Annotated in this window: 18 protein-coding genes; 5 read left to right on the top strand and 13 right to left on the bottom strand. The window is 65.4% G+C overall.

From position 1 onward, the window contains the following. Nucleotides 1–40: 40 nt before the first annotated feature. Together recR and def are read left to right on the top strand one after the other, a co-directional pair. Complete coding sequence (gene recR / locus AC4GYS_RS10840) at nucleotides 41–637, top strand: recombination mediator RecR (RefSeq protein ID WP_491109090.1); 597 nt, start codon at nucleotides 41–43, stop codon at nucleotides 635–637. 32 nt (nucleotides 638–669) lie between these two features. Then, nucleotides 670–1227: a peptide deformylase gene (def, locus tag AC4GYS_RS10835; RefSeq protein WP_491109089.1), complete on the top strand. Its 558-nt coding sequence runs from the start codon at nucleotides 670–672 to the stop codon at nucleotides 1225–1227. Nucleotides 1228–1250: 23 nt separating this feature from the next. Here the strand turns inward: def and AC4GYS_RS10830 are convergent, their stop codons facing one another. After that, on the bottom strand, nucleotides 1251–1643 hold the full coding sequence (locus AC4GYS_RS10830; protein WP_491109088.1) for a four-helix bundle copper-binding protein: 393 nt from the start codon (nucleotides 1641–1643) through the stop codon (nucleotides 1251–1253). A gap of 109 nt (nucleotides 1644–1752) precedes the next feature. On the opposite strand from AC4GYS_RS10830, the gene AC4GYS_RS10825 reads away from it, so the two are divergent. Beyond that, entirely contained in the window at nucleotides 1753–3246 is a 1494-nt protein-coding gene (locus tag AC4GYS_RS10825; protein ID WP_491109087.1) for a DNA recombination protein RmuC, read from the top strand. Between the two features lie 6 nt (nucleotides 3247–3252). Here AC4GYS_RS10825 and AC4GYS_RS10820 read toward each other — a convergent pair whose 3' ends face one another. The 10 genes from AC4GYS_RS10820 to AC4GYS_RS10775 all read right to left on the bottom strand — a co-directional run bounded on the left by AC4GYS_RS10820 (nucleotide 3253) and on the right by AC4GYS_RS10775 (nucleotide 10468). Then, a complete protein-coding gene (locus tag AC4GYS_RS10820) occupies nucleotides 3253–3648 on the bottom strand; it encodes an META domain-containing protein (protein ID WP_491109086.1) in 396 nt (131 codons plus the stop codon). Nucleotides 3649–3704: 56 nt separating this feature from the next. Then, nucleotides 3705–4388, bottom strand: coding sequence for an META domain-containing protein (locus AC4GYS_RS10815; protein ID WP_491109085.1), 684 nt, complete (start codon nucleotides 4386–4388; stop codon nucleotides 3705–3707). Next, nucleotides 4385–5188 carry an META domain-containing protein gene (locus AC4GYS_RS10810; RefSeq protein WP_491109084.1) on the bottom strand — a complete coding sequence of 268 codons (804 nt, stop codon included), beginning with the start codon at nucleotides 5186–5188 and terminating at the stop codon, nucleotides 4385–4387. Before AC4GYS_RS10810 ends, AC4GYS_RS10815 begins: the two co-directional genes overlap by 4 nt. A gap of 69 nt (nucleotides 5189–5257) precedes the next feature. Continuing rightward, nucleotides 5258–6076, bottom strand: a complete 819-nt coding sequence (locus tag AC4GYS_RS10805) for a TrmH family RNA methyltransferase (protein ID WP_491109083.1) — start codon at nucleotides 6074–6076, stop codon at nucleotides 5258–5260. A 42-nt stretch (nucleotides 6077–6118) separates the two neighbouring features. Next, nucleotides 6119–6391 (bottom strand): HPr family phosphocarrier protein, encoded by a 273-nt coding sequence (locus AC4GYS_RS10800; protein WP_491109082.1) that lies wholly within the window; start codon nucleotides 6389–6391, stop codon nucleotides 6119–6121. Beyond that, nucleotides 6388–6795 (bottom strand): PTS sugar transporter subunit IIA, encoded by a 408-nt coding sequence (locus AC4GYS_RS10795; protein WP_491109081.1) that lies wholly within the window; start codon nucleotides 6793–6795, stop codon nucleotides 6388–6390. The genes AC4GYS_RS10800 and AC4GYS_RS10795 overlap by 4 nt, the downstream gene beginning before the upstream one ends. A 14-nt stretch (nucleotides 6796–6809) precedes the next feature. Next, a complete protein-coding gene (gene rapZ, locus AC4GYS_RS10790; RefSeq protein WP_491109080.1) occupies nucleotides 6810–7742 on the bottom strand; it encodes an RNase adapter RapZ in 933 nt (310 codons plus the stop codon). After that, nucleotides 7739–8176: an HPr kinase/phosphorylase gene (locus AC4GYS_RS10785; protein WP_491109079.1), complete on the bottom strand. Its 438-nt coding sequence runs from the start codon at nucleotides 8174–8176 to the stop codon at nucleotides 7739–7741. Before AC4GYS_RS10785 ends, rapZ begins: the two co-directional genes overlap by 4 nt. Continuing rightward, nucleotides 8173–9795: a sensor histidine kinase gene (locus AC4GYS_RS10780; RefSeq protein WP_491109078.1), complete on the bottom strand. Its 1623-nt coding sequence runs from the start codon at nucleotides 9793–9795 to the stop codon at nucleotides 8173–8175. The genes AC4GYS_RS10785 and AC4GYS_RS10780 overlap by 4 nt, the downstream gene beginning before the upstream one ends. After that, complete coding sequence (locus AC4GYS_RS10775; RefSeq protein ID WP_491109077.1) at nucleotides 9746–10468, bottom strand: response regulator transcription factor; 723 nt, start codon at nucleotides 10466–10468, stop codon at nucleotides 9746–9748. The genes AC4GYS_RS10780 and AC4GYS_RS10775 overlap by 50 nt, the downstream gene beginning before the upstream one ends. A 189-nt stretch (nucleotides 10469–10657) precedes the next feature. Here AC4GYS_RS10775 and AC4GYS_RS10770 point away from each other — a divergent pair, with 189 nt between their 5' ends. Both AC4GYS_RS10770 and AC4GYS_RS10765 read left to right on the top strand, forming a co-directional pair. After that, a complete protein-coding gene (locus AC4GYS_RS10770; RefSeq protein ID WP_491109076.1) occupies nucleotides 10658–12268 on the top strand; it encodes a phosphoenolpyruvate carboxykinase in 1611 nt (536 codons plus the stop codon). Between the two features lie 95 nt (nucleotides 12269–12363). Then, complete coding sequence (locus tag AC4GYS_RS10765; RefSeq protein ID WP_491109075.1) at nucleotides 12364–12891, top strand: DUF937 domain-containing protein; 528 nt, start codon at nucleotides 12364–12366, stop codon at nucleotides 12889–12891. Nucleotides 12892–12932: 41 nt separating this feature from the next. On the opposite strand, the gene AC4GYS_RS10760 is transcribed toward AC4GYS_RS10765, so the two are convergent. Next, the gene (locus AC4GYS_RS10760; RefSeq protein ID WP_491109074.1) at nucleotides 12933–13802 is read right to left on the bottom strand and encodes an outer membrane protein; all 870 of its coding nucleotides are present in this window, start codon (nucleotides 13800–13802) and stop codon (nucleotides 12933–12935) included. A gap of 16 nt (nucleotides 13803–13818) precedes the next feature. Continuing rightward, a complete protein-coding gene (locus AC4GYS_RS10755; protein ID WP_491109073.1) occupies nucleotides 13819–15666 on the bottom strand; it encodes a DUF885 domain-containing protein in 1848 nt (615 codons plus the stop codon). Between the last annotated feature and the right edge of the window lie 10 nt (nucleotides 15667–15676).

Genomic DNA, 15676 nt, shown 5'->3' with positions numbered 1-15676 from the left:
CTATGGCCTAGCGCGCCGGAAATTCCTATCTGCCGTTCACATGGCTTCTCAGGAAATCGAGGCATTGGCCGGCGCGCTCGCCCGGCTCCCCGGACTTGGCCCCCGGTCGGCTCGGCGCGCGGTGCTGCACCTGATGAAGCGCCGGGAAAGCGCGCTCGAACCACTGCTGGCGGCACTGCAGACTGTCGCGGGCAAGCTTTCCACCTGTTCGACCTGCGGGAACGTCGACACCGCCGATCCCTGCACCATCTGCCGCGATCCCCGTCGCGACGAGCGTAGCCTTTGCGTGGTCGAGGAGGTGTCTGACCTGTGGGCCCTGGATCGGTCGCGGCTGTTTCCCGGAAGGTACCACGTCCTTGGCGGCCGGCTATCAGCGCTGGAAGGTGTCAGGCCCGAGGATCTCCACATCGACACCCTCATGCGGCGTGTTGCGGCCGGGGGCATCGACGAGGTGGTTCTGGCCATGAACGCCACGCTGGAAGGGCAGACCACCGCCCACTACCTGTCGGAGCGGCTGGAGAAATATCCGGTGCGGCTGACCCAATTGGCTCACGGACTCCCGGTTGGCGGCGAGCTCGATTATCTCGACGAGGGGACGCTGGCGCAGGCGCTCAGGGCGCGGCGGCCGATTGCTTGAACGGATGCCGCTAACGGCCTAACGCGCGCGCCATGTCCTTGCTGCCGATCATCGAAGTCCCAGATCCGATCCTCCGCGCGCCGTCCGCCCCTGTCGAGCGGGTGGACGATGAGCTGCAGCGCCTGATCGCCGACATGTTCGAGACCATGTACAGAGCGCCGGGCATTGGCTTGGCGGCCGTACAGGTTGCCGTTCCGCGCCGCTTGGTCGTGATCGACCTTCAGGACCCGGAACCAGCCGGAGAAGGCGAGGAGGAGGGGCCGCCCGTCAAGCGCCCCCATGTGTTCATCAATCCGGAAATCCTGCACCGCTCCGATGCACGCAAGATCTACAATGAGGGCTGCCTGTCGATCCCGGAGCAATATGCCGAGATCGAGCGGCCCGACAGCATCCGCCTCAAGTGGCTCGACGAGAAGGGCGCCACCCAGCAAGGCGAGTTCGACGGGTTGATGTCTGTTTGCCTGCAGCACGAGGTTGATCACCTCGATGGCGTGTTGTTCATCGACTACCTGTCCCGCCTGAAGCGCGACATGATCGTCAAGAAGGTAGTGAAAAGCCGCCGCGATCGCGAGAAGGCGGCCGTTCTTTAAGGGTCAGGCCGCCAGGCGCGTTCTCAGGCAAGGGATTGGGCTGCATTCCGGCAATCCGCCGCGCATTCGCGGCAGATCTGGGCGCACAGCTTGCAATGCTCGTGATCGTGCCGCTCGCATTCGGCCGCGCATTGATCGCACATGCGGGCGCACAGATCGAGCAGTTCGCGCAGAATCAGATTGTCCTCGCCGGTCCGCCGAGTTCCCAGACGCGCCGTCGCCTCGCAAATGTCGCTGCAGTCGGAGCAGAGGCGGATGCACTGGGTCATGTCATGCCCGCTTTCCGCCAGACAAGCGTCCGCACAGGACAGGCACATCTTGGCGCAATACATCAAGTGGTGAACGGCATCGCCCAGCGCCTGATTGTAGTGAGAAGCGCTGTTGGGATGCAGCGAGATCATCTTGCGGATGGACATGGAATCTCCTTGGGTCTTGTAGTGGGAGTGTGAGCGCAAGGAAGCGCTTGAGCAAGCCGGGAAGCACGTTTAAGGTTCGCACTTTGTTCCTGTGGGGTGCGTAACGGCGATGGATGCGATGCTGATGGTCGGGGCTGCGATCCTTGCACTGGTCGCCGGGGTCGTGCTCGGCTGGGTGCTGGGAAAACAGTCAAGCGCGCCACTTCGAACCGAAATCGGGGGACTTCGTGAGCGCTGCACGACGGCGGAGCAGGAGCTTGCCGTCACCGCCGAGCGTGCCCGGCGCCTGCAGCAGGCCGAGGAAATGTTGAAGGCGGTCACCGACGAGCGGGACGAGGTCCGTCAGCACCTCGCCGCGGCGAGCGAGCGAGCAGCGCGCGTCGATCAGCTTGGCGAGCGGCTGAACGCCGTGACGCTGGAGCGCGATGAAGCGCTGCGGGGAAAGGCGGCGCTGGAGGCGGACGTGCGCAACTTCGACAAGCAGTTGAGGCTGCTGCAGGACTCCAAGGAGCAGCTGGTCACGCAGTTTCGCGAGGTCGGAGACAAGCTGCTGGAAAAGGCGCAGTCCGAATTTCTCGCCAAGGCTGATGACCGGCTGGCCAAGGCCGATCAGGAACAAAGCGCCAAGCTCAAGCACCTGCTGCAGCCGGTCGAGACCACGCTGAAGCGTTATGAAGAAGGATTGCAGCGCGTCGAGAAAGAGCGGGTCGACCATTATGCTGGCCTTCGCGAGGCCGTCGAACTGGTCCGGGCGGGCCAGGGACAGGTTCGCGACGAGGCCCGGCGACTCGTGACGGCGCTTACGTCGTCGCCCAAGCAGCGCGGTCGGTGGGGCGAGAAGAGTCTCGAAAACGTGCTGACCCAAGCCGGCCTGGTGAAGGGCGTCGATTTCCGCATGGAAGTGTCGGTCGAGGCGGAAGAGGGGCGGCTCCGTCCCGACGCGGTCGTCAATCTGCCCGACGGACGCAAGCTGATCATTGACGCGAAATGCTCATTGAACGCCTATCTCGACGGCTGCGACGAGGTCGACGACGACAAGCGCACCGCCTGCTTTAAGGCGCATCTGGCTTCGATCGTGCGCCACGCGCAGCAGCTCGGTAGCAAGAATTACTGGGCGCAGTTCGGCGACTCGGCCGACTATGTCGTCATGTACATTCCCGGTGAGCACTTCCTCTCCGCTGCGCTGGAGCAGGATCCTGACCTGTGGGAAAAGGCGCACAAGGACCGGGTGCTGCTGGCAACCCCGACGAACCTAGTGGCGATCGCCCGCACGGTGGCCAGTATGTGGAAGCAGGAGAAGCTGGCTCGCGATCACCAGGAAATTGCTTCGCTCGGCAAGGAGTTGCACTCCCGCCTGGCGACGATGGCCGGGCACATCCAGCGAATGGGCAACAATCTTGCCACCGCCAATACGGCCTACAATCAGATGGTCGGCAGTTTCGAAAGCCAGGTGTTCACCCAGGCGCGGCGGTTCGAAGGACTGGGTGCCGGCAGCGCCAAGGAGATTGCAACTCCGCCGATGGTTGAAGTCAGCCCGCGTCCGATGACCAAGCTGCCCGCACCCGCGACATCGGAACAGCCGCCGCAGATCGCGGCCGAGTGAGCGTGCTCAGGGCAGGCGCCTCAGAGTTAGACTACCCGCACGATTGCTGAGGCTGAGCAGGTTGCCGACCATCTCCATTTTCATGGGTCGGCTCAGAATACGGAAGCCCCGTTCTTCGAATCGCATCGGGTCGGGCGCGCCGGGCCGCGGGTCGTAGCAGCCACGTTCGGTGTTCATGCTGCCGGTCAGGATGAGTTGGTCTGCTCGAACAACGTAGGTTCCCCGCAACTCGTTACACCCGAGGTTGGCGCGCAAGCCGTTCCCCTCGAAGCTGATAACGTAGTGCCCTCGTCCTCCAGTCCCCTCACCACCCACCGCCATTGCCTCCCAACTGGTGCCGTCGAGCGAAAACGCCACCTCGGGCGGCGGAACCGGTACGCTGGCCACCTCCGGGCTCGACACACCCCCGCAACCCGCCAGAGTAATCGCAAGCGCAACCGCAAGCCCGGCCGACCGCATCAATACTGCCGCCGCAAGGTGATGCTGCCCGCCGCATTGCTCATCGCCAGCGTGTCGCCCGGCAGCATGCTGAGCTGAACCGGTTGCTCCAGAATCCGCGCAGCTTGGGTTTCGAAGCTCATGTCCGGGCACGCCATGCGGGTCATGGCCAGGTTGCCGGCGGTCAGCGTCATGCCTGCCACATTGTAAGCGCCCGATACTCGGTTGCAGCCGAATTGCCCACTCATCCGCTCGGTCTCGAAGCGCAGCTGGAACCGCTCTCCGCCGCCGGTCGGGCGACCGTTGACGGCTTCCACCGTCCAACTGCTGTTCGCCAGGTTCGCAGGTGCTATCGGCTCCCCTCCGCATCCCTCGAATGCCCGATCGTCGATCCTCACCTGCACCTTGTCGGGGTAGATGCGATCACTCATGCCGTCGCTGCAGCGGGCGTGGACGATGTTCACGTTGATGCGAGCCGTCTGGTAGATTTCGCCGGCGATGCCGATGATCGGCCGCGGACGGGCCTGAACGATGCGAGCGCCAGGTGCATTCGCCTCCTCGAAGACCAGCGAGCGTTGGTCGATGGTCAGGCTCCAGAACGGTTCGGTCCCAAGGGCCCGATAGACGTCGTCGTTGGCCGGCGGCGGTGATACGGTCGTGCAACCGGCGAGCATCACGCCCAAGAGGGGAAGGAAGCGCTTCATGCCGTGGGAACCTCCTGTTGTGGCGGCGTTAATTCGATCACGCCGGCCTCGCTGACCAGCCGGACGACGCCGCCGACTTTCTCGATTCGTGGGCCCGAGCTTAGAACTCGCTGGGCCGCCCTTTCCCATGCCTCGGTTGCCGGGCAGCCCATAAGGTTTTGAGCAAAGTCGCCACCGGTCAACGAAAGATGGTCCCCGTTCCGGCTGTAACCGCTGGTGAAGACATTGCAGCCGAACTGGCCGGTCACCTGCCCATTGGCGAAGCCCAGCCACCAGTTGCCACGAGTTCGGATTGGCGCACCGTTGATTGCGCTGACGCGAAATCGGGTTCCTTCGATGGCATTGGGATCCTCGACTGCAAGCAGTCCGCCGCCGCACCCGCGCACCGTCGCTCCGCCGGCGACGGCCACCGTCACCCTGTCACGCCAGCGATGGTTGCTCATCCCGTCACTGCACGGACCGCGTGCGATGCTGACCGTCAGCCGGCCCGAGCGGATGGATCCGGGTCCGGGTGTGAAGCCGGGCGGACTGGCCTCAACGATTCGGAGCGCACCATAATTTCCCTGGTACAGCATCGCGCCTTGCCGGATGACGAGTGACCATCCCGGTTCGGTCCCAAGCGCCTTGTAAAGGATGTCGCCGATGTCCGAAGGAAGGTCGGCCGGAAGCTCCCCCCCGGATGGCGGCACGATCAGCTCATTGTCTCCCTGCGCGGCCCGGGCGGCAGCCTGCTCGTCGGTCAGGCGATCGCGATTCTCGCATCCGGCAAGCAGAACCAAGGCCAAAAGCGGAACCGCCACGCGTCTCATGATCGGCAATACCCCGGACCCATCGCGAATGTTCCTGCCGCGCAACGGATGAATATGAGCTTAGGCAGGGCAGGGCGCTGCACTGCGCCAATTCGCCTTGACCTGGAACGCCATGACGGCGGCCGCGATGGCGGCATTAAGGCTGTCGGCGCGGCCTGCCATCGGGATCTTCACCAGCAAATCGCATTCGGATTCATACTCGGCGGGCAAGCCGGCCTGTTCGTTGCCGATCAGCAGGAAGCAGGGACGGCGATAATCTGCCGCAAGATAGTCGGTCTGCGTACGCAGGCTGGTCCCGACCAGTTGGCCCGAGCCGCTGCGAAGCCATGGCAGCAATTCGCTCCAGGAAGCCTGGACAACCGACTGCGTGAACAGCGCACCCATCGAGGCCCGCACAGCCTCGACCGAATAAGGATCGGCGCAATCGTCGACCAGGATCAGTCCGCCCGCGCCGACTGCATCGCCCGTGCGCAGGATTGTGCCGATATTGCCGGGATCGCGCAGGCGTTCGGCCACGAACCAGAGGTCCGCCGTCGATCGGTCGAGATCAGCCAGGGTGCGCCGCGGCTGCCGGTAAGCGGCCAGCAGCATCTGCGGATTGTCCTTGCCGCTCATCTTCGAAAGGATGTCCGGCGTGGTTTCAATGGCGTCGCCGCCCGCAATCTCGGTCGCCTCGACGATTTCTGCCGCGAGGGGATGGAGGCCGGGGCCGGCCGCGTAAGCGATGATTTCCGGCAGCACGCCCGAATCACGAGCCTCCGCGATGATGCGCAGCCCCTCGGCCAGAAACAGGCCTTCGGCCCGGCGCGCTTTCTTGTCACGCAGGGCCCGAAGCCGCTTGACCGTGTCGTTCGAAAAGGAAGTGATCAGACGGGGCATGATCGCGCACTAGCGGAAGCCGACCGCGCTGAGTAGCGGGGCCTAATCCTCGCCGAACCGGTCTTCCACCAGCGCGACCAGCTGGGCGAGCGCATCGTCGGCGCCGTCGCCGCTGGCACGGATGACGATCAGGTCGCCCTTGGCGGCACCCAGCATCATCAGACCCATGATCGACGTGCCGCAGACCGCATTGCCGTCCTTCGCCACCTCGATCTCGGCGGAGAGCTGACTTGCCAGGTTGACGAATTTAGCGCTGGCGCGTGCGTGCAGTCCCCGCTTGTTGTCGATCCGGACTTCCTGCGCGAGCGGGCTCAAGCGGCGGCCTCGCCCAAAATCTCGCTGGCGACGGAGATGTATTTGCGGCCCGCCTCCCGGGCTGCGGCGACGGCGGCGCGAACGCTCATCACCTTGCGGGCGCCTTCCAGGCGGATCAGCATCGGCAGGTTCACGCCGGCGATCACCTCCACATTCTCGCTCTTCATCAGGCTGATGGCGAGGTTTGAGGGAGTGCCGCCGAAGAGGTCGGTCAGAACAATGACGCCCTGGCCGCGATCGACGTGCGCGATGGCGTCGGCGATATCCTTGCGCCGCCCTTCCATGTCGTCATCGGGTCCGATGCAGACGGCCTCGATCGCTTCCTGCGGGCCGACCACATGTTCCATCGCAACGACGAACTCCGCGGCCAGACGACCGTGGGTCACCAATACCAATCCGATCATTCAGTCACTCTGTTTCAGATCCGGGCGCCCGGTTCGAACGCCATATCGTCCTCGATGGAATCGCTGGGTCGCAGCGATAAGTCGCGGTGCCGGATATTCGGCGAAAAGCCGCGGGCGCGCAACCGTTCGCCCATTTCGGTGGCGGCGGCCACGGAACGGTGCCGCCCGCCCGTGCAGCCGAAGGCGACCCCGACATAGGCCTTACCGCCCCGCCAGTAGCGCGGAATGAGGTCCGCCAGCAATTCTTCGACGCGGTCCAGCGTGGACGACCACCCGTCCTGCGCAGCGACATATTCGCGTACCGGCCGATCCACCCCGGTCAATGGGCGCAGGTTATCCACCCAATGCGGATTGGGGATGAAGCGCAGGTCGAAGACAAGGTCGGCGGTGCGGCTGATCCCGCGCGCGAAGCCGAAGCTGGTGATGGTGATGACCGGTTCGTCGCGGTCTTCGCCGAAGCGGCGGCGGAGTTCGTCACGCAACTCGGCGGGCTTGAGGTCAGTCGTATCGAGCACAGAGTCGGCCGCAAGCCGAAGTGCGGACGTCAGGTTGCGCTCACGCGCGATCCCGTCTTCCGCCGGCCGATCAGGCGCCAGCGGGTGCCGGCGCCGCGTTTCGTCGTAGCGGCGCATCAGCTCGGCGCCCGATGCGTCCAGGTACAGGATCTCCGGCGTAACGCCTTCCACGCCCCGGATGATGTCGGGCAGGCGATGGGCGTCGAACCCGCGGCTGCGCGAATCCATTCCGATCGCGACATGGGCATCGGGCCGGCCGCGGTCGGCGCCGTGAACAAACTCCTGGAGAAGGGCGGTGGGAAGATTGTCGACCGTGTCCCAGCCCATGTCCTCCAGCGCGTCGAGCACCGACGACTTGCCCGCGCCCGACATGCCGGTGACCAGCAACAGGCGCGGCAGCCTTCTGCCGGAGGTCCGCGCCTCGTCACTCATCGGGAAAGCCCCATCCGCTCCAGCGCCATCGCGACCTTGATCGCGGCCGAGGACGTGCGGGCGTCGATGGAGACGAGCGGGACGGCGGTACCCAGGATTGAACGTTCTCGCGAATCATCGGGCAGGCGCTGGAACTCGCTCGCCAGCTCTACCACCAGCGCGACGGGCATGTCGGACACGGTCGGCATTTCGACGATGCCGATGCCACGAATTTCCAGCTTGCCGGCGATCGTGCTGGGCGCCGAGGCCAGCAAGCGTGAACCAGCCTTACGAACGATGGTCTGGTCGTCGCTCACGAGCGCGAAACCGCGATCGATGAGACGCAGGGCGAGGTCGGACTTCCCCGAGCCCGACGCCCCGGTCAGCAGCACCGCACGCCCGTCCGTTGCAACGCAGGTGGCATGAATGGTCTCGGAGGACAGGCGCAGGTTCATTGGGGCACCTCGGCCGTCTCCGGCGCGGCCCGCAGGCAAATGGTAAAGCGCGCTCCCGACGGCGCATCGTCCCGGTCCGCCACATCAATCTCCCCATTGTGGCCCTTCACGATCGCCCGGGCGATCGCGAGGCCAAGGCCCGAATGGCGACCGAACTGGTCGCTGTCCGGCCGTACTGAGTGAAATCGGTTAAAGATGGCCTCACGCGCGTCCGGAGGGACGCCCGGGCCCTCGTCGTCGATGCGGATGCGGACCATGTCGCCGACCCGGGCGACAGCCACTTCCACCAGGCCGCCGGCCGGGGAGAAGCTGATGGCGTTGTCGATAATATTATCGATGGCGCGCGCCAGCCGGTTGGGCTCGCCGAGAACGATCGCGCTTTGGGCCCGGGGTCGGGCGAAGGCGATGCGTACGTCGCCAGCCAGGCGCTGGCTTTCCCAGCCATGGACCAGCTGCCCGATCATCTCGCCCAGGTCGACCGATTCGAAGCGGGCGCGGGCGAGTTCCGCGTCGGTGCGGGCCGCCTCGCCGATATCGCCGATCAGCCGGTCGAGCCGAAGCACATCCTGGCGCACGATATCGAGCAGCTGCCGCTTGAGGTCCGGGTCGTCGATCCGTTCCAGTCCGTCGACCGCGCTGCGCAGCGAGGCCAGCGGGTTCTTGAGTTCATGCGTAACGTCGGCCGCGAACGCCTCGATATTGTCGATCCGCTGCCGCAGCGCCTGGCTCATGTCGCTGACCGATCGGGCCAACAGGCCGATTTCGTCTCGCCGGGAAGGCAGGCGCGGAACTTTGACCTCGCGCGCCCGACCCTGCCGAACCCGGTGAGCCGCAAGCGCGAGACGGCGGAGCGGGCGGGCGATCGTCCTGGCCAGGAACAGCGACAGGAGAACGGACAGAACGGTCGCGACGGCAAGCCCCACGGCCAGCTTGCGCCGTTCCAGTCGAACAGTGCGCGTGAAATTGCGGTCGTTGTAAGTGACCAGCATGATCCGGCCGTCGCTGACCGGCGCGGCGGTCGAGATTACGGGTGTCAGGTCCGGCGCGTTGCGGACCTCGGTGACCGGCCGGCCCCGCTCCGCCGCGCGGGTCGCTTCCGGCCATGCCTGCAGGCGGTCGGCCGCGGGCTCCGCGAAATCGACGGGCGTGCGCTCGCCGACGATGGCGTTGAAGCCGCGATCGAGCGAGCGGGCGATCGACTTGGTCCACGGCTGCTCGGACGGGTAGCGGAGGCGATAGGTCGGCCCGGTGGTGCGCCAACTGTCCTGCAACAGCGCACCATCGGCATCGTACAGCCGAAAGCGGCTATCGCTCGCCCGCCCGATCCGCTGCAGGTAGGGCGGTATCTCGGCCGGCGAAAGTTCGGACAAGGCCGCCGCCGCGAGCGTCGCTTCGCGTGCAACCTGTCGCTCGCGTTCGTCGAGCAGCTGGTTGCGGAAACTGTCCAGGAACAGGATGGCCAGCCCGACCACGACCAGGGCGAGCACATTCACCGCGAGGATTCGGCCGGTCAGCGACCAGCGCCGCGACCAGCCGAGGCTCAGGTCGCGCTCGGCCGCATCGACCGGTTCACTCTTCGCCAAAACGATACCCGACGCCGTAGAGGGTCTCGATGCCATCGAAATGGGCATCCACCGCGCGAAACTTGCGGCGGATGCGCTTGATATGGCTGTCGATGGTCCGGTCATCGACATAAACGTCATCCTGATAGGCAATGTCGAGCAGCTGGTTGCGGCTTTTCACCACTCCCGGGCGGCTGGCGAGCGCCTCCAGGATCAGGAATTCCGTGACGGTCAACGTTACTGGCTTGCCGTCCCACAGCACCTTGTGGCGCGCGGGATCCATCGACAGCCGGCCGCGGTCGAGCACTTCGAGCTTTTGCTCATCGTCGCCGCTGTCCCCCGGTCCGCGTGCCATTTCGGCGCGGCGCAGGATGGCCCGGATGCGGGCGATGAGCAGCCGCTGGCTGAACGGCTTGGCGATGTAATCGTCCGCGCCCATGGCCAGGCCGAGCGCCTCGTCCAACTCGTCGTCCTTGGAGGTGAGGAAGATGACCGGCATCAGGGCCGTCCGCTCGCCGCTTTCCCGCAGCCGGCGGAGCAATTCCATCCCGTCCATTCCCGGCATCTTGATATCGAGGACGCCAAGATCGGCCGGATTTTCCGTCAGCGCCTTCAGCGCGCTGGCGCCATCGGTGTAGACGCGGGCCACGAAGCCTTCGGCCTGCAACGCGATCGATACGGAAGTCAGGATATTGCGGTCGTCGTCGACCAGCGCGATCACCTGGCTCATCAGGCCCTTTCCCCAACGGACGATCCGATTACCGGCGGCGCCAGGCAGACACAAGCCGGACCGCTGCCACTTTGACCGCGTGCAACCGCAACGGTATAGCAGCCGTTACGAAGCGAAGCGGCGGCAGCTCACCGGTTGCGGAGGGCTCTGCCGCCGTTTGTGTTTTTGAAGCAACAAGGGGAAGAGCGAGTGGCAGACCGGATTCCGCAGCATGGACTTGAAGCGCAGGGCATCAGGACCAATGCCGAAATTTTCTGGAATCTGACCACCGCCCCGCTCGTCGAACAGGCCGTCAGCCGGGGCGAGGGGCTGCTGGCCAAGGACGGGCCGATCGTGGTCAAGACCGGTCGTCACACCGGCCGCTCCGCCCAGGACCGCTTCGTCGTCCGCGACGAGACGACCGAGAACACCGTCTGGTGGGGCAAGTCGAACAAGCCGATGGACCCGACTGCCTTTGACCGGCTCTACGTCGATTTCCTGAAGGCGCTGGCGGAAAAGCCGACGCTGTTCGTGGCGGACCTGTATGGCGGTTCCCAGCCGGAGCACCGGGTCAAGGTGCGGGTCGTCAACGAATATGCCTGGCACAATCTGTTCATTCGCACGATGCTGGTCCGGCCGGAGACACAGGAGCTGGCAAGCTTCCTGCCCGATTACACGATCATCGATTTGCCCAGCTTCAAGGCCGACCCGGATAAGCACGGCTGCCGTTCCGAAACCGTCATCGCCATCAACCTGACCCGCAAACTGATCCTGATCGGCGGCACGGAATATGGCGGCGAGATGAAGAAGAGTGTCTTTGGACTGCTCAACTTCCTGCTGCCGGAGCAGGGGATCATGCCGATGCACTGCTCGGCCAACATTGGCCCCAAGGGTGACACGGCAGTGTTCTTCGGCCTGTCCGGCACCGGCAAGACCACCCTCTCGGCCGACCCGAGTCGCACCCTGATCGGTGACGACGAACATGGCTGGTCCGACACGGCCGTCTTCAACTTCGAGGGCGGCTGCTATGCCAAGATGATCCGGCTGTCGGCCGAGGCGGAGCCGGAGATCTACGCAACCACCAAGCGGTTCGGCACGGTGCTGGAAAACGTGGTCATGGACCCGGTGACGCGTGAACTGGACCTCGACGACAATAGCCTCGCCGAAAACAGCCGCGGCGCCTATCCGATCGACTTCATCCCCAACAGCAGCGAGCAGAACCTCGGCCCGGTGCCTAAGAACATCATCATGCTGACCGCCGACGCGTTCGGCGTCCTGCCACCGATCGCGCGGCTGACGCCTGATCAGGCGATGTTCCATTTCCTGTCGGGTTACACGGCCAAGGTGGCGGGCACGGAAATTGGCGTGACCGAGCCGGAGGCGACCTTCTCGACCTGCTTTGGCGCTCCGTTCATGCCTCGCCACCCGTCCGTCTACGGCAATCTGCTAAAGGAGCGGATCGCGCGGGGCGGGGTGACCTGCTGGCTGGTCAACACCGGCTGGACCGGCGGCAAGTACGGCACCGGCAAGCGGATGCCGATCAAGGCTACCCGTGCGCTGCTGAATGCCGCGCTGGATGGCAGCCTCAACAGCGCGGAGTTCCGCAAGGATCCCTATTTCGGCTTCGAAGTGCCGGTCAGCGTTCCGGGGGTCGACAGCGTCATCCTCGACCCGCGTCAGACCTGGGCCGACAAGGACGAGTTCGACCGCACCGCGGCCAAGCTCGTCGACCTGTTCTGCGAGAATTTCGAACAGTTCGCGGAGCATGTGGACGAAGGCGTGCGGCAGTGCGCGCCAACGGCGGCGATCGCCGCGGCCTGATCTTCGGGCGGAGCGGCGCGTCCGGCGGATTCATCCGGAACGAACCGCTCCGCCCGGCCATTACCTTCCTGACTTCATAAACAGGAGAGTTCCCCATGAGCATGCTCGACGCGCTTTTGCAGCAGGGCGCTGCGCAGTCGGTCAGCCGTGATCTCGGCGTCGATCCGCAAACCGCGCAGACCGGCATCGCCGCACTGCTGCCCGCGGTGCTTGGCGGGATGCAGAACCAGGCCCAGGCGCAGCCCCAGGGACTGGGCGGGCTTGCGGGCATGCTCGGCGGTCTTGGCGGAGGCGGCTTGCTCGACAATGTGCTCGGGTCTCAGCCGACGGACGTCGGACAGGGCAACCAAGTCCTTGGGGAGATCTTCGGATCGAAGGACACCAGCCGAACGGTCGCAACCCACGCGGCGCAGCAGACCGGTCTGTCGCCCGACCTGTTGAAGAAGATGCTACCGATCGTTGCCATGCTCGCCGCAGGTTATCTCGCGCGGCAGTCGAGCACCGGGCAGGGCGGAGCGGGCGGGCTGGGCGATCTGATCGGCGGTATGCTGGGCGGCGGTCGAAGCTCCGGCGGCAATCCCCTCAACGACATATTGGGCGGCCTGATGGGCGGGCGCCGGTAAAGCGACGGCGGAGCGATGAGGCTGGCCTTCGCCTTTCGTCCTTATCGTCCGAAATTATAGGTCAGCCCGACCAGCAGCGTGCGAGAACGATACTCGCCTTCGATGTCGGACAGGATGCGGGCGGAGGTGGTCCGATCGACGACCGTTGTGCCGCCGCTGCCGTCGGGGACGCTCAACCGGTCGGGATTGCCGGCGAACTCGAACGCACGGTCGTCGAATTTCAGAATGCCGGAATTGAAGTAACGGTATTTGACCCCGAGTTCGAGCGCCGAGGTGAGCGGCAAGCGCGCGCCGATCATATATTGGCCCGCCAGCTTCGACTGGTCCTTGTCGCCGAAAGCCCGGCCGAATGTCTTGCCCAGCCCGCCGCCTGCGGACAGGGTCACCCTTCCGACCGGAATATCGAACATCAGGTTGGCCATCACGTTCAACAGGCGCACGCTGCCGCGGCTCTGAAAGTCATCCAGCGTCAGCGGGGTTCGCCCCGGAGCGCCTGGATCGGGTGAGGCAGAGGGCCGGTTGAGCGCCTGGTTGACGCCGGCAAGAAAGTCGATCGTGCCGTCGTCGGCCTGGATCTCCCGCACGCCCGCACGCTTGTGGCTTAGCTCGATCTCGGGGCGGAACCAGCCGAAGTCGTAGCCGGCGGCCAGGCCCAGATTGCGCTCCCGGCCATAATCGACACCGAAGACGTCGTCGATGAACCCACCGGTGACCGACGGCGGCGCAATCGGCGCGGCTGGGGTCTGGATCGTCGAGAAATCAACCGTCTCGTCGACGTCATTGCCGCGGACTTTGCCAATGCCGGCTTCGACGCTGACGTAGGGATTGCCTGCCCATGCCGGGGTCGAGCATGCCAAAGCCGCTGCCGCGCCGGTTCGGAGGACATTCTTCATCATATGCTGCCTGCTCACTTCGTCCTGACTGAGGTTAGCCCCGGGTCGAGGCGATATATTGATCCACGTTCCGGGCCAGCACGTCCATCGGCACGTTGCCGCCCAGCACCACGGCATCGTTGAAGTCGCGCAGGTCGTAGCGAGTACCGAGCGCCGCCTGGGCCCGACCGCGCTGGCGAACGATTTCCTGGTGGCCGACCTCATAGCCGCAGGCCTGGCCCGGCCAGGAGCAATAGCGATCGACCTCGCTCGCCACTTCCAGCGGGTTGGACCCATTCTCCTCGACGAAGAAGCGCACGGCCTGCTCGCGGGTCCAGCGCTTGTGGTGGAGCCCGGTGTCCACGACCAGCCGGACGGCGCGAAAGGCGATCGATTGCAGGTAGCCGAGGCGATAAGCGGGCTCGCGATCGAAGACGCCAAGCTCGTCCGCCAATTGCTCCGCATAGAGCGCCCAGCCCTCGGAATAGGCGTTGAACGCCAGGATCGAACGAATGAGCGGCAGCTTCTGGGCATATTCGCCCTGCCAGACATGGCCCGGGATAGCCTCGTGATGGGTCAGGTCGGGCAAGCTGTACTTGCTGTGGAGGTCCGTCGTTCGCAGGTTGATCCAGAACTTGCCGGGAATGGTGCCGTCGATGGAGCCGGGACCGCCGTAGGCACCCGGCGCGCCGGGCTCCTCCTCGGGCGGCAGGCGCTTCACTTCCAGGTTGCCGCGGGTGAGGGTGCGGAAAGCACGCGGCATCTGCGCGCGGATGATGCGCAGCCGTTCCTCGATGAAGGCCATGATCTCGGCCCGGCCCTTGTCGCCCTCGCTGAACTGGTAGCGCGGGTCCTTGGCAAGCGCCTGCATCCGCGTGCCGACCGAGCCCTGCGTCAGCCCGAGTTGGCGGAGGATCGGGTCCATCCGGCCCTGCAGCGAACGGAGGGTGTCGAGCCCAAGCTGGTGCACTTCGTCGGGCGTCATCGTCGTGGTGGTGGAGGCCTTGAGCGCCCAGCGGTAATATTCGGCGCCGCCCGGCCTGGCCCACATGCCCGCATCGTTGCTGGCGAGCGGCCGCTGCGCCTGAAGCTCCGCGATCTGGCGCGTAAGCGCCGGGGCCACCTGCCCGGTGACGATCGAACGGGCGCGCGCCTCCCAATCGCCGGGGATGTCCCGCGTCTTGGTCTTCACCAGTTCGACCAGCGATCCGCCGGAGCGAGCGCTGGCCAGGCTCTGGCCCATCTGGGTAAGCGCCTTGTCGATCAGAAAGGCGGGGGGAACGAGACCCTTGGCGCGGGCGTCACGGATGCGGCCGAGTTCGCCGTCGAGCACCGCGGGATATTGCGCGAGCCGGCTCATCAACGCCTCGGCGTCCGCCGCGGTCTTCACCTGATGCTCGGAATCGAGGAAGCGCGGGATGTCGAGGTAGGCGCCGACGTTCTGGATCACGACATAGGGTGTGTTGCGCCAGCCGCCGACCGCCACGTCGCCATAGGGTAGCGCAAAGCCTTCGAGCGCGGTGCGATAGGCGCTGCGCACCACCTCCACGCTGGTGCGGGTGGAATGGGTCAGAGCGGAGGTCTCGATCCCTTCCGCCCTGGCGAGATCGGCACGAAGGGTGGCGGCGATGCGAAACTGGCCGGCAGCCGAGCGGTCGCCGAGCAGGCTGCGTAGTCCGGCCAGCGCATTCTTGTCGACGCCAAGGCTGGTCGCGGTCTCCGGTTGCAGGCGGAGGAGATTGTCGGCGGCTGCGGCGAGGAAGGCATTAGCGCCAGCCTCCTGCAGAGGAGCTTGGCCGACAGTTGGCGTGGAAACCAACGTCGGCGCGGTGGTCGTGCAGCCCGCCAACGCGGCTGAGGAGCCAAGCGTGGCCAGGGTTTCGCGGCGGGTCAGAGCGGTCATGAACTCTCCG

It is taken from the genome of Sphingomonas sp. SP1, assembly GCF_058313395.1.
This window is presented reverse-complemented; position numbering and strand designations above follow the sequence as displayed.